This window comes from Pseudomonas sp. NFACC37-1 (assembly GCF_900101575.1).
GTDB classification, from domain to species: domain Bacteria; phylum Pseudomonadota; class Gammaproteobacteria; order Pseudomonadales; family Pseudomonadaceae; genus Aquipseudomonas; species Aquipseudomonas fluorescens_AA.
Genome location: NZ_FMUZ01000011.1, coordinates 122,903 through 136,510, shown reverse-complemented (window position 1 = coordinate 136,510; position 13,608 = coordinate 122,903). Strand labels below are relative to the sequence as shown.

At 60.4% G+C, this 13,608-nt stretch carries 14 protein-coding genes; 11 read left to right on the top strand and 3 right to left on the bottom strand.

Features of this window, described 5'->3' with window-relative positions; translation table 11 throughout:
• Window positions 1-362: 362 nt before the first annotated feature.
• Window positions 363-1,694 carry an alginate export family protein gene (locus tag BLP82_RS14645; RefSeq protein ID WP_092169048.1) on the top strand — a complete coding sequence of 444 codons (1,332 nt, stop codon included), beginning with the start codon at window positions 363-365 and terminating at the stop codon, window positions 1,692-1,694.
• A 95-nt stretch (window positions 1,695-1,789) separates the two neighbouring features.
• Here BLP82_RS14645 and BLP82_RS14640 read toward each other — a convergent pair whose 3' ends face one another.
• Window positions 1,790-3,274 (bottom strand): aldehyde dehydrogenase family protein, encoded by a 1,485-nt coding sequence (locus BLP82_RS14640; RefSeq protein WP_092169046.1) that lies wholly within the window; start codon window positions 3,272-3,274, stop codon window positions 1,790-1,792.
• Window positions 3,275-3,412: 138 nt separating this feature from the next.
• The gene (locus tag BLP82_RS14635) at window positions 3,413-3,889 is read right to left on the bottom strand and encodes a MarR family winged helix-turn-helix transcriptional regulator (RefSeq protein ID WP_092169044.1); all 477 of its coding nucleotides are present in this window, start codon (window positions 3,887-3,889) and stop codon (window positions 3,413-3,415) included.
• Between the two features lie 204 nt (window positions 3,890-4,093).
• On the opposite strand from BLP82_RS14635, the gene BLP82_RS14630 reads away from it, so the two are divergent.
• The 10 genes from BLP82_RS14630 (at window position 4,094) to BLP82_RS14585 (ending at window position 12,544) form a co-directional block, all read left to right on the top strand.
• Window positions 4,094-5,218, top strand: a complete 1,125-nt coding sequence (locus BLP82_RS14630; protein WP_092169042.1) for an amidase — start codon at window positions 4,094-4,096, stop codon at window positions 5,216-5,218.
• Between the two features lie 7 nt (window positions 5,219-5,225).
• The gene (locus tag BLP82_RS14625) at window positions 5,226-5,756 is read left to right on the top strand and encodes a nuclear transport factor 2 family protein (protein ID WP_092169104.1); all 531 of its coding nucleotides are present in this window, start codon (window positions 5,226-5,228) and stop codon (window positions 5,754-5,756) included.
• A 94-nt stretch (window positions 5,757-5,850) separates the two neighbouring features.
• Window positions 5,851-6,474 carry an NIPSNAP family protein gene (locus tag BLP82_RS14620; RefSeq protein WP_092169040.1) on the top strand — a complete coding sequence of 208 codons (624 nt, stop codon included), beginning with the start codon at window positions 5,851-5,853 and terminating at the stop codon, window positions 6,472-6,474.
• Between the two features lie 462 nt (window positions 6,475-6,936).
• Window positions 6,937-8,109, top strand: a complete 1,173-nt coding sequence (gene iacA / locus BLP82_RS14615) for an indole-3-acetate monooxygenase (protein WP_092169038.1) — start codon at window positions 6,937-6,939, stop codon at window positions 8,107-8,109.
• Window positions 8,110-8,125: 16 nt separating this feature from the next.
• On the top strand, window positions 8,126-8,488 hold the full coding sequence (locus BLP82_RS14610) for an IacB protein (protein ID WP_092169036.1): 363 nt from the start codon (window positions 8,126-8,128) through the stop codon (window positions 8,486-8,488).
• Window positions 8,489-8,507: 19 nt separating this feature from the next.
• Window positions 8,508-9,782, top strand: coding sequence for an aromatic ring-hydroxylating oxygenase subunit alpha (locus tag BLP82_RS14605; RefSeq protein ID WP_092169033.1), 1,275 nt, complete (start codon window positions 8,508-8,510; stop codon window positions 9,780-9,782).
• 14 nt (window positions 9,783-9,796) lie between these two features.
• Window positions 9,797-10,273 carry an aromatic-ring-hydroxylating dioxygenase subunit beta gene (locus BLP82_RS14600; RefSeq protein ID WP_092169030.1) on the top strand — a complete coding sequence of 159 codons (477 nt, stop codon included), beginning with the start codon at window positions 9,797-9,799 and terminating at the stop codon, window positions 10,271-10,273.
• A gap of 11 nt (window positions 10,274-10,284) precedes the next feature.
• Window positions 10,285-11,025 (top strand): SDR family NAD(P)-dependent oxidoreductase, encoded by a 741-nt coding sequence (locus BLP82_RS14595; RefSeq protein WP_092169027.1) that lies wholly within the window; start codon window positions 10,285-10,287, stop codon window positions 11,023-11,025.
• Between the two features lie 51 nt (window positions 11,026-11,076).
• The gene (locus BLP82_RS14590) at window positions 11,077-12,036 is read left to right on the top strand and encodes a PDR/VanB family oxidoreductase (protein ID WP_092169024.1); all 960 of its coding nucleotides are present in this window, start codon (window positions 11,077-11,079) and stop codon (window positions 12,034-12,036) included.
• Window positions 12,037-12,046: 10 nt separating this feature from the next.
• Window positions 12,047-12,544 carry a flavin reductase gene (locus BLP82_RS14585; protein ID WP_092169021.1) on the top strand — a complete coding sequence of 166 codons (498 nt, stop codon included), beginning with the start codon at window positions 12,047-12,049 and terminating at the stop codon, window positions 12,542-12,544.
• 162 nt (window positions 12,545-12,706) lie between these two features.
• On the opposite strand, the gene BLP82_RS14580 is transcribed toward BLP82_RS14585, so the two are convergent.
• A complete protein-coding gene (locus BLP82_RS14580) occupies window positions 12,707-13,582 on the bottom strand; it encodes a LysR family transcriptional regulator (RefSeq protein WP_092169018.1) in 876 nt (291 codons plus the stop codon).
• Window positions 13,583-13,608 lie beyond the last annotated feature (26 nt).

Genomic DNA, 13,608 nt, shown 5'->3' with positions numbered 1-13,608 from the left:
AAAATTTCTGTGTGCCAATTACAACCTGGCCTACAGCGATCTGATCAATTCAATCATTGAAACGGGTGCCCCATGAACAAGAAAGTTTCGTCCCCCCTTGTACTTCTGGCTGCTCTGGACTGTGGCTTTCCTCACGCACACGCGCAATCGCCCATGCTGCTGCACACAGTTATTGAGAGCATGGGCAACGAGTCTCTCCCTTCAAGATGAAGAGCCTGTTTGGCTGAAAAAAGAGCATGGCAACTGGTTCATCGTCGCGGACATGTTCGCCAACGGTGCAATCGCTCAGTAACAGATGCTCGGTCAACACAATAATAAAAACGCTGTGCCGCTGTGCGGCACACCAGGGGAGCGCGCGAGTCATGAAACCAGGATTAACGAATGTAATAGGGCGTTGCGTCTGCATCGCGGGGAGCCTTTGGTGCACTGTCGGGCAGGCCTATGTGCTGGTTGATGAGCCGGACCGCACGTTGTCGCTGGATGTGAGTTCTACCGTGGGCGTTTTTCACAGCAAGAAAAATTATCAGCAATGGGGTAATCGTGAGCCGGGGCATTCCAGTTGGCGTGAGGGCTACATCAAGTATGGCTTGAGTGGCAGTCTGGCTAGCGACGACCTGGGCTCGGTGTTTGGCACGTTGAGTCGAACCGCGTCGGCGACCTGGGGAGATGGCGATGCGGCTGGTTTCACCAACGGCACTGAGCGCACTGATAAATGGGAAGAGGCCTTCGCGGGGTGGCGCTCCGCTGACCTCTTCCCGGCGCTTGGCAAGGACGGCGTGGAAGTCTCTGCCGGCAGGCAGGCGATCCTGCTGGGGGACGGCTTTCTGGTTGCGGGTGATGGTATTAGCGCGGGCAGGGGGCTTGCGGACAATCGTTTCAATCGCGGGGGAGGCTATTACATCACGCCGCGGCGTGCGTTCGACCAGACATTCTGGTTGAAGCTCGGTGGGCAGCAGGGCTTGCATGGCTCGCTCGGCTGGTTCAAGTCGGACAATCCGATCCAGGCAAAAGTCGAGATGGCTTTTTCCACCCTTGAATACACCGCAGACCTGGGGACGGTTGGCATGACCTACCTGCATGGGCTCGGCGTCGACCAGAAGTTTGCGAGCGGTGCCCAGGTGGACCGCGATGGCATGGACGTCTACAGCCTTCGCGCGACAGGAGACGCTGGTGTACCGGGCTTGTTCCTGTCGTCGGAAATCGCTGTCCAGAGCACTCGTCGCGGTAATGCGAAAGCCGGCTATGTCGAGGCGGCATGGACCTTTGCCGACCTGCCGGGGAAACAGACCTTGGGGTATCGCTTCAGCCAGTACGGCGCTGATTGGGATGCTCTGCTGTACGGATTCAGTCGTGGCTACGGTACGTGGTTCCAGGGTGAGGTTGCCGCCAACTATGCAGGACCGTTTGGCGCGAATACCACGATCCAGCAAGTGTACTGGCGCGCACAGCCGTCCGAGACCCTCGCGGTGAACATCCTGGCCTATGATTTCCGTAACCAGCGTACCCGTGGCGCCATCGACAGTTCGGGACGGGAATTGGATTTCATCCTGGACTGGTCGGTGACACCCAATGTCATCCTGTCTCCAATGCTGGGCCTTTACGACCCCAGCAAAGATGCGGACCATGGAGGTGTGCAGTTAGGTGACGACAAGCTCAATGTGTATAGCGCGGTACTGATCTCGACCAGGTTCTGACCCTGTCAGTTATCGATTAAGCGACGGCTTGGCAGCTTGCTTTTTGCAAGGTTGCCAAGTCCGCGCTTCGCGAACAGCGTCGCTATCGATGTTGTTTAGTAGCGGATGATCACGGATTTCAGCTCGGTGTAATCGTCGATGAATGCACTGCCGAATTCACGGCCAATGCCCGAAGCCTTCATTCCGCCAAACGGCACGCTAGGGTCGACGAACGTGTGCATGTTGACCCACACCGTGCCTGCCTCGATCCGTGGAATCAAGCGCAAGGCCTTGGACAGGTCGTTGGTCCAGAGACTCGCGGTGAGGCCGAACGGGCTGTCGTTCATCAGCTTGACCAGTTCTTCTTCATCGTCGAATGCCAGTACGCACACCACCGGGCCGAAGGTTTCCTCGTGTAGCAGCGGATCGTCCTTGCCAGTGGCTACGATCAGTGTCGGTTCCACGTAGTAACCGGCGCGGTCTACGGCGCGCGCACCGCACACCACCTGGTTGCCCTGCAGGGCTCGGTCGAAAAAGCCGAGGATTTTGTCGAAGTGCGGTTTGTTCGACAACGGGCCGAACTGGGCGTGTTCATCCAGGGGCGAACCGATGACCATCTGCGACAACATTGTTGAAATCTTCTGCGTCACTTGCTCGACGATGGAGCGGTGCACGAACAAGCGCTCGGGCGAGGCACACACCTGGCCCTGGTGCACATAGGCCGACTGCACGAAGCGCGCCACGGCGTCATCGACATCGGCGTCGGCCAGCAGCGCAGCGGCGTTCTTGCCGCCCAGTTCCAAGGTAACTCGGGTCAGGTCGGCGGCCATGGCGGCTTTGCCCACGGCTATGCCGGTGGGCACTGAACCGGTGAACGACACCTTGCGCACGCCTGGGTGTTCGATCAACTGCTGGCCGACCTGGCCACGGCCGTTGACCACGTTGATCACGCCAGCCGGAATCCCGGCCTCGATTGCCAACTCCGCCAGGCGCAGCAAGGACAGGGGGGTATATTCGCTGGGTTTGAGCACCACGGTGCAGCCGGTGGTCAGTGCGGCGCCCAGTTTCCACACGCCGATCATTAATGAGAAGTTCCACGGCACGATGGCCGCCACCACGCCCACGGGTTCGCGCAGGGTATAGGCGCTGTACTGCTCACCGTCCATGGAGGGAAACGACGGGCTCATGGTCTGGCCGCCGATCTTGGTCGCCCAGCCGGCGAAGTAACGCAGGAACACCGCGCTCTGGCCCACTTCGATATGGCGCGACAGGTTGATCGACTTGCCAGAACTCATGGTTTCCAATTGCGCCAGTTCTTCGCCATGGGTCTCGATCAGGTCAGCCAGGCGATTGAGCAGGACACCGCGCAGGTAAGGTGTGACGTGTGCCCAGGCACCCTTGAAGGCAATGCCTGCGCTGTCGACGGCCAGGCTTACATCCTCGGCTTGGGCGTCACGCAAATGGGCGACCGTCTCGCCGGTGCCGGGGTCGACTATGCCGATACGCTGGGTGGATGCGCTGGTGTGCACCGCGCCATCGATGAAGTTGGAATGGTCGCGGGCCAGGAAGGCAACGACTGAGGGCAATAAGGCAATGTGCATGGCGGCGCTCCAATGAGGGGTTGTCGCGCCCGGAGGGCGCTCGAAAGACCTCTGCATTAAAAGCGGATGCACGTTTGCCTGCTTGTGCGAGTCTGCCTGGAACTTGGATATGCCTGACGGTAGCTGCCAGCTCCTGGCTCAAGGTTCGCCGAGGTTATCGAACATCGTTTTGAGCAAGCGGCTCAGGCGTTGGATCTGCGCTTCAGTCATGCCGGTGAAGCTGCGTTTGAATATATCGCTGGTCGCCACCTGAATGCGTTCGATCGCCGCGCGGCCCTCGGTAGTGATCCGCACCTGGGTGACACGGCCGTCGCCCTCGCAGGGCGCGGTATCCACCAGGCCGTCTTCCTTCATGCGATAGACCGTCCTGGTGATGGTCGACAGCTTGGCGATCGCGTGGGTGGATATCTCGGAGATGCTCGACTGGCCGTTCTCCTTGAGAATCAGCAGTACGCGCCAACGCGGGATATCCAGGCCGATTTTCTTCAGTGCCTTTTCCATGTACTGGCTGTAGCGACCATGCACCATGGCCAACCAGTAGTACGGGAAGTCTTCCTTGTGAAAGTTTTCGCTGCCGGGGTCGTAGCGGTTTGCGGGTTTTTTTGCAGAAGTCATGGTGTGCTCAGGTCAGGGGAGGCGGTCAATAATAGACTTTTCTCGTGATTTCGGCGCAATTATTCATGCGTTGAAGGGGTGGGTTAGGGTCGCATGGGAAGGCTGAAATTTGATTGACAATTCACGTGATATTCGGTGAGTGTGAAAAAGGGAGCGGCGCATCGGGCGCCTTGATTCCGCATTTGGCACTGAAGGTGACCTGACATGACCCTGGTGATTGAACAGCTTTCCCTTGGCGGCGATGGGCCGACCGTAATGGTCAAGGACACGATCGATATCGCCGGCCTGCCAACCCGTGCATCTAGCCAGGCGTTGGCTGACGCCGAGCCAGCCACGACCCATGCCGATGTGGTGCAGGCCCTGCTGGATAAGGGCTGCCGCCTGGTGGCGAAGACCAGTCTGCATGAACTGGCGTTCGGCACCACGGGGATCAATCACTGGACCGGTACCGCGCCGAACCCGCGTTTTCCAGGGCGTATCCCGGGTGGCTCCTCCAGCGGTTCGGCGGCGGCCGTTGCGGCCGGGTTGGCGGATTTTTCCCTGGGGACCGACACGGGGGGCTCGGTGCGCATCCCGGCGTGTTGCTGCGGGGTGTTCGGCTTTAAACCGACGTTCGGTCGGGTCAGTCGTCGTGGGGTGATGCCGGCGCACAGTAGCCTCGATTGCGTTGGCCCGTTCGCCGCGAGCCTGCCGATGCTGGTCACGGCCATGCAGGCGATCGACCCAACCTTCAAGCCTGTGTCGGCACCGAATACGCCGCGCCTGGGCATCGTGACAGTGCAGGCCAGCGCAGCGGTACAGCGTGTGATCGATTTGGCCATCGCCGGCAGCCGACTGCCCAGCGAAAGCCTTGCATTGCCCAGCCTCAAGGCGGCCTATGACGCTGGCATGGTGGTGATTAACCGCGAGACCTTCGATGCCTGCGGGTACTTGTTGGAAACCGGCAAGGTGGGCGCCGACATCGCCGCTCGCCTGGCCGCAGCCGGCAACACCACGGCCGCAGCGCTGGCGCAGGCCGAGCAGGTGCGTGTGCAGTTCAGCGCCGAAGTCGACGCCGCATTGCAGCAGGTCGATGTGCTGGTACTGCCGACCATGCCGGACTTGCCCTTGGCCCTCGCCGACGCAGCCGACACCCAGTCGGTGTTGGGCATGACGGCCTTCGTGCGACCGTTCAACCTGTCGGGACACCCGGCGCTGAGTATCCCGCTGGCCAGCGCCGAGGGCCTGCCGGTAGGCCTGCAACTGGTGGGGGCCAAGGACGCCGATGAACAGTTGCTGGCCATTGCTAGCCGCTTGCTTGAACGCCTGTACGCCAGCCACGAGGGGTGAGATGAGCATGAGCACTGTGATCCCGCGCGCAGAGTTGGAACAACGCCTGCGCCGCTTAGAAATCCAGGACAGAGTCCGCGCCTGCATGAACCGCTACATGGTGCTATGTGACGCGCTCGACGCTCATACGCCGCTTGACGAGCTGGCTGGTCTGTTCACCCAGGATGCGGTATGGGAGGGCAAGGGCGCCAAGTACGCCAAGAGTTTTGGCGGTTACCGCGGGCGCGAAGCCATTGCGACGATGTTTGCCGGCTACATGAAAACGCCGGCGCACTTTGCCCTCAATGTGCACTTCCTCACGAGCGAACTGATCGAGGTGCAGGACGGTGCCGTCATCGGCAGTTGGGTGATGTTGCAGACGTCCACCTTCGCCAGCGGCGCCTCCCATCTCAATGCGGCACGCCTGACGGTTCGCTTCGCCGAAGAAGAAGGGCAGTGGAGAATGGCGCATTTTCAGACCGAAAACCTCTTCGGCCGCCCGGTGCAGGCGTGGAACAGTGACGCCGAGCTGCCGGTGCCCCAGCCTGCTGCACGGTGACCCGGCGCGCTCACTGACAACCCCCAACCTTTGATTGTCTCGCGACTGCCGATAACGGCGGTCGCGCCCTGCGCATGACCTTCTGGAGACCGCCGTGCAACTGTTCGAACTATTGACCTTTACCCTGCGTGTACGAACGGTGCCTGAAGCTTTGCTACGTCTTGAGCAGAGCTTGCGAGAGGCGGGCGAGGGTGTCCATTTGATGGGCTGCTGGGTGTCGGAAATCGGTTCGCAGAATCGTATCGCAGTCCTGCGTGGGTTCGACGATGGCGAGTTTCGCGAACGCGAGCGCGAACGGTATCTGCTAGCGGTCGATGGCTTTGGGATTGGCGCATTTCTGTTGGGCCAGCAAGTCGATGATTACAGCGCCTTTGCCTTTATCGAACCGTTGCCGCCCGGGGTTCATGGCCCGTTCTACGAGTTGCGCGAATACAACCTCGTACCCAGTGGGCTAGCCCCAACGCTGCAGGGTTGGGGCAAGGCCGTAGCGCGTCGCACCGGGGCGGCTTATTCCCAGGTGTATGCCGCGTTCTATGCCACCAGCGGGCAGATTCCGCGCTACCTGCACATCTGGCCCTACAGCTCGCTGGAACAGCGCCTTGAAGTGCGTACCCGCTGCGTAGCCGACGGCGCCTGGCCACCGGAAAACTCCGCGCCGCAGCTCTTGCAGATGCACTCCACGGTCTACCTGCCGGCGCCGTTCTCGCCGTTGCGCTGAAGGCATCTGTGGCTTGCCTGCATATCCAGTGTAGGAGCGGGCTTGCCCGCGATAGCGGAGAGTCAGTCGCTTTCGAACTCACTAAAAAACCATATAAAAATGTTTTATATGGTTGATGGTTTTTTCAGCAGATAAAAAATTAAATATATATAAAAAACAATGAGATATTTTTGTTTTGTGGTTTGTTTTTGTCATTTTATACGTGATTTGTGGTGTTTTTAAATGTGATAAATCAATTGACAATTCATGTAAATTGACTCAGATTCGCCCCAACGGCACCCACAAAAACAAAGGTAACCACCATGCCGATTCATCCCGCTCGCTCTGCCCGCGCAGTCGTCCTTCAGGCCCAAGGCCCGTCAACTGCGTCAGCACCGCTCATTCGCTCTGCCCGCTTTTCCATCCAAGCGCGGCTCTGACTTTCAGCTCAGCCCATACCGTTCCTGTCGACGGAGTAAATCTATGCATTCGCTAAAAAAACCAGCGGTAGATGTTGCGAGTTCGCTTGCCAGTGGCCCCAGTTTTGATGTGTTGCTTGACGAGGTGCGTGAGCGTGCCCGTGCTGGTGAATTCGACCGTCAGCGCTACATCTCGCAGGATGTGATCAACGCCTTCAAGCAACACGGCATTTACCGGGCGCTGGTGCCCAAGCGCTTTGGTGGCCTTGAGCGTTCGCCTGCGGAGTTCTGTCAGGTGATCGAGCGCATTTCCCAGGCCGACGGTTCCGCCGGCTGGGTTGCCAGTTTCGGCATGAGCCCGGTCTACCTGGCGGCACTGCCGCTCGAGAGCATCGCCAAGGTGTATGCCGACGGTCCCGATCTGGTGTTCGCCGGGGGCATCTTTCCGCCGCAACCGGCTGAAGTAGTCGATGGCGGCTTTGTGGTCAGCGGTCGCTGGAAGTACTCCAGCGGCTCACTGGGCGCGGACATCGTCGGTGTCGGCATCGCCCCGAAAAACGGAGATACCTTCGGCCTGCCGCGTATCGCGGTGATGCCGCGCAGTGAGATCCGCATCGAAGAAACCTGGGACACCGTCGGTTTGCTCGGCACCGGTAGCCATGATCTGGTGGCCGAAAATGTACGGGTCGCCGAAGAGTGGACCTTCGTGCGCGGCGGCCTGCCGAACCTGGACGAGCCGTTCTTCCGCTACCCATCGCTGTCATTCGCCACCCAGGTGCTTTCGGTGGTCGGCCTGGGCGTGGCCCGCGCGGCACTCGATGCCCTGGCCGATATGGCCAGCGGACGTGTCTCGGTCACCGGGGCCCCGGCGATTGCCGATCGGCCCCTGGCCCAGGTCGACATCGCCCGGGCGGAAGCCGGATTGCGGGCCGCGCGGGCATTCTTCTACGAGTCCATCGACCGCGCCTGGGACTACGTACTGGCCGGCGATGCAGTGCCCGCGGCCGCGATCAACCTGCTGCGCCTCTCATCGACCCATGCCACCCGAGTAGCCGCGGATGTGGCGCGGACCGCGCAGATGCTCTCGGGCATGAGCGGCGTGTACAACGACAGCCCACTGGCGCGCTGCGTCAACGATGCACAGGTGGTGACCCAGCACGCATTCATGGGCGATATCACCTACCAGAACGCCGGAGCCATGTTCTTCGGCAAACAGCCTCTGCCTGGCTATCTCTAACCGTCGAGAAAGAAAAATGAGCGATAAAAAGATGTTGCGCGTGCTGTTCTGCATGGGCATCAACCAGAATTTTTTCGATGCCCCGCGCGATGAACAATTGCAGGTGTGGGCGGCGTTCAGCGCTATGTGGAACGGCATTCACGATCTCGCCGGGGTCAAGGTGCTGGGCAACATGGATGACGACCAGAGCATGGTCGGGCCGTCCGATGGCTTCCCGTGGACTACCTACCTGCTGGCCGACGTGCCGGACATCGAGACCGTGCATGCTGCGTGCAACCTGTTTCGCAGCACTCCGGTGGGCGATGGTCCTTACAAGCTCTGGCGCTACGCCAAGGTTGAAGCCCGGGTTGGGCGCGAGCTGATCATTCAGCGTACTTGATGCCGACGAGGACACTCCCATGACCAAGCTGATTCCCGCTGTAAACCTGGCCGTTGATCCCGCCAATCTGGTGCAGGCCGACCGCGTCCACACGTCGATGTACACCGACGGGCAACTGTTCGACGCCGAGCTGGAGAAGATTTTCTACAGCACCTGGATCTGGGTGGCCCACGCCAGCGAGATCCCCGATAACGGCAGCTACAAGACCACCTACATCGGCAAGCAGCCGGTGATTGTGGTGCGTGATCGCAAGAAAGACGTGCACGTACTGCTCAACCGTTGCCGCCATCGTGGCGCCACCGTGTGCGAACACAAAAAAGGCAAGACCAACAGTTTTGTTTGCCCATACCACGGCTGGGGCTACGCGTTGGACGGCTCGCTGCGCGGCATTCCGCACCCGGAAAGCTATGGCGACTGCATCGACAAGGCCGAGCTGCCGTTGGTCAGCCTGCGTACTGAAAGCTACGCCGGCATGATCTTCGCCACCTTCAAGGACGACATCGAGCCGTTGGAGGATTACCTCGGCGCGGCGAAGAAATGGATGGATCTGTTCATGAAGCAGGGCGCCGGCTATGGCATCAAGGTTCCGGGCGAACATCGTTTCCGCTTCCCCGGTAACTGGAAGATCCAGCTGGAAAACACTACCGATGCCTACCACTTCCCGTTGGTGCACAAGAGTTTCCTGTCGTCGGTAGATGAGCAAACGATGGAACTCTTCGACTTCGTCAAGGGCCCTGGCTACGTCGAGGACCTAGGCAACGGCCACAGCGTGATGGTGATGATTCCTGACCTGATCGACCTCGAAGCTGACCTGGACAAGCCGATCCCCGAGCGCTTCGAGGAGTTGGCGGCCGAACTGCGCGACGAAGGCATCGAGGAGCAACAGGTGCGCCGCATTGTACGCGCGGTGGGCGGTACTGGCTTCAACCTCAATCTGTTTCCCAATGTTGCGTGCTCGATGGCGTTCTTCCGGGTGCTGCAACCGATCTCAGTGACCGAGACCGAAATCCACCATTCGGTGATCACCATGGACGGCGGTCCGGCCGTGGCCAACCGTTATCGCCTGCGCTTGCATGAGCACTTCCAGGGACCGATGGGCTTCGGCACCCCGGATGATTCCGAGGCCTGGGAGCGCGTGCAGAAGGGCTCCAGCGCCGGTGAAGATCTGTGGATCATGCTCAACCGGGGCCTGCCTGGCGAGCAGGCGAGTGAAGACGGGTTGGTATCCGATGTGAGTGCCGAAACCGGCATGCGCGCCGGTTACCAGCAGTGGAAGAAGATGATGTCGGCCTGACCGTGGAGAACCTTATGGATCTGCAATTACTGCAAGAAGTGACCGCTTTCATCTGGCAGGAAGGCGACATGCTCGACCACGGTGAATACGACAGCTGGTTGAGGATGTGGACCGAAAAAGGCACCTACATCATTCCCATCGACCCCAGGGAAACCGACTTTGAGAACACCCTCAATTACGCCTACGACGATCATCATATGCGTGAGCTGCGAGTACAGCGTCTGATCGGTGGCGAGTCGATCTCCACCAGTCCGCAACCACGCACTGTGCGCATGCAGTCGCGCTTCCGGGTGATGCGCGATGACGGCCATTACGTCACCGTGCGCTGTGCGCAGAGCGTGCGTGAGTTCCGCAAGGAAAGCCTGAAGTTCTACAGCGCTGACTTGACCTACGACCTGATCCGTTGTGAGCGCGGTTTCAAGATCCACCGCAAAGTGGTCAGCCTGATCAACAGTGACGATGCCCTCGCCGGCATCGGCTACATCCTTTAAGGAGCGCCGACATGAGCCAGATCGCATTGGTAACGGGGGCAGGGCAGGGCCTGGGGCAGCATTTCTGTGCCAGCCTGCTGCGGGCGGGGTATTCGGTGGTGATCACCGACATCAAGCTTGAGGCCGCCCAAGCTTGCGCCAGTCAGTTGGACCCCGATGGTGAGCGCACTCTCGCGCTGCAACTGGACGCAGGCTGCAAGACCGATTTCGAAAACGGTTTGGCCCAGGTGCTGGAGCGATTCGGCGCGCTGCACGTGGTGATCAATAACGCCGCGGTGACCAAGACTACGCCGCTGATGCAGATCAGCCCCGAGGAGTTCGACGCCGTGGTGGGCCTGAATCTGCGCAGCGTGTTCTTGGGTTGCCAGGTATTGGGCGCGTACATGGCGGAAACCGGCTATGGGCGCATCATCAACATGGCGTCCTTGGCTGGGCAGAACGGCGGCACTGCAACCGGCGCGCATTACGCCGCGAGCAAGGGCGGCATCGTGACGCTGACCAAAATCTTCGCCAAGGAATTTGCCGCACGTGGGGTTACGGTGAACGCCATTGCTCCAGGGCCGATCGATTCGGCGGCGGTGCGCGCGGCGATACCGCCGGAGCGCCTGTCGGGGCTGCTGGCGAATATCCCCGTGCAGCGCTTGGGCGATGCGGATTTTCTGGCTGATCTGATTGTACAACTGGCGCGGCCCGAGGCCTATTTCACCACCGGGGCGACCTGGGACGTGAATGGTGGCCTGTTCATGCGCTGACTATTACCGAGCCGCCACGGCGGTCTTTACGAATTCCATGGAATAACGGCCATGATTGAAGAACTGTTGGACGTAGTCGTGTGCAAGCGCGAGTTGCAAGGGGACGGCGTGGTCGTCCTCGACCTGATCCGTCGCGACGGCGCGCCGCTGCCGGTGTTCGATGCCGGAGCGCACGTCGATCTCCATATCGGCTCGGGGCTGGTGCGACAGTACTCGCTGTGCGGCAACCCGGCCGACACGCGTATGTACCGCCTCGGCGTACTCAAGGACCCGGCCTCGCGCGGCGGTTCGGTGGGGGTGCATGAATACCTGCTCGAAGGTCGTCAGTTGCAGATCAGCGCACCGCGCAATCTGTTCCCACTGGCCGCCGATGCGTGTCGTTCGCTGCTGCTGGGCGGCGGTATCGGTATCACGCCGATGATCGCCATGGCCTACAGCCTGCACGCGGCAGGCAAGGCCTTCGAACTGCATTACTGCGGGCGTGAGCGAGGTCGCAGTGCGTTTCTCGCTGAGCTGGCCGGCGCGCCGTTTGCGGCGAATGTATTCACTCATTTCGACAACGAAAGCGTCGAACAGCGGCTCGACCTGGACAAGGTGCTGGGCCGGGGCGAGGCGGGTGTGCATCTGTATACCTGCGGTCCCGCCGGTTTCATGGACTGGGTGATTCAGGGGGCACGTGATCGGGGCTATACCGAGGCGCATATCCACAAGGAGTATTTCCAGGTGGAGGTGGACAGCTCCGGCGGCAGTTTTGAAGTGGTTGCCGCGCGCAGTGGCAAGACCGTGCAGGTGGCCGAAGGGCAGAGCATTCTCGCCGCGCTGGCACAGGCGGGGATCAAGATCGAGATTTCCTGCGAGCAGGGTGTGTGTGGGACCTGCCTGTGCGATGTGCTCGAAGGCGAACCGGACCATCGCGATGTGTACCTCACCGACGATGAGAAGGCTGGCAACGACCAAATCCTGGTGTGCTGCTCACGCGCAAAATCCAAAAAACTCGTGCTGGATATCTGAGGATTCGACCATGGTAGATGTAAGCAATTTTCGCAATGCAATGGCCATGCTCGGTGGCGCCGTGTCGGTCATCACCACCGATGGCGTGGCGGGCCGGTTCGGTTTCACCGCCTCGGCGGTATGCAGCGTGACCGATTCGCCGCCCACATTGTTGGTGTGCATGAACCGCTCTTCCCATTCCAACGAGCATTTCAAGCGTAACGGCGCGGTGTGCGTGAACACCCTGTGCGGCGATCATCAGCAACTCTCCGGCGCTTTTGCCGACCGCACGCTGACGATGGATGAACGCTTCGCCGTCACAGAATGGACCACCCTGGAAAGTGGTGCGCCGGTGATGCTTGATGCGTTGGTGAATTTCGACTGCCGCATCGTGCAGGTCCACGAGGTGGGCTCCCACAGTATTTTTTATTGCGAGATCCAGACCATTCGCCAGAGCGGCGCGGACGAGGGACTGGTGTACTTCAATCGGGCCTACCATCGTCTGGGCGAAGCATCGAAGGCTTGCTGAGTCTCACGGCGTGTGCAGCCTGGACGGGTGGCTGCTTCTTTGGTGTATCGGCGGCCAGCTCGCTCAGCGTGCTGGCGGGCGGATTCCGAGGGCCCGTTTTGAGTTGGGTGATAGGGCCGGTGTGGAATCGTCTGGCGCAACTATTTTGTCGGCTACACGAATTCAGATCAATTCCTCCACCAATTGCAAACAATGACTGAGCCCCGGTGACTTATCATTTACCCTTCGGCTGAGAATAATCGGCGAGGTCGCAGTGGCTTCCACAACTGGCGTGTAGCCGATGTCCGCGCGATGCAACACTTGCACGGAGGCCGGCACCAGCGTCACGCCCATTCCAGCGCCGACGAGGCCGATGGCGGTCTGCAACTCATTGGTCCACTGCGCGACCTTGAGGCTCAGGCCGTGGGCGTCGAACAACGCGATCACATGGTCGGCATAACTGGGGCGTGGGTTGCCGGGGTACAGCACAAACGGCTCGGCGGCGAGTTGGGCGAGGGTTGCGGGCGCAGCGAGCAACGGATGAGCGGCGGGCAGCACCGCCACCAGCCGATCCTCCACCAGTACGCGCTGGACGATCGCGGGGTCGTCGATGCGAATGCGACCGAAGCCCACATCGATGCGCCCGGCCTTCAACGCCTGGACCTGCTGCAAGGTAGTCATCTCCGACAGGCCCAATTCCAGTTCCAGCGCCTCATGGGTTCGCAGCCGTCGTATCAGCTCCGGCAGCACGCCATACAAGGTCGATGGGGCGAAGCCGATGCCCAGCCAGGTTTTTTCGCCCTGACCAATGCGTCGCGTGCTGTCGCAGACCTTGGTCAGTTGTTCGAGCAACACATTGGTGTGTTCATAGAAAAACCGCCCGGCTTCGGTCAGGCGCAGCGGCCGGCCACGTTCCAGCAGCATCACCCCCAGTTCCTCTTCCAATTGCTGGATCTGTCGGCTCAATGGCGGCTGGGCGATGTGCAGGCGTTCGGCGGCGCGGGTGAAGTTGAGGGTTTCGCCCAGCACCTGAAAATAACGCAGATGACGCAGTTCCATGATGGCTCCATTCATACCTACAGAGT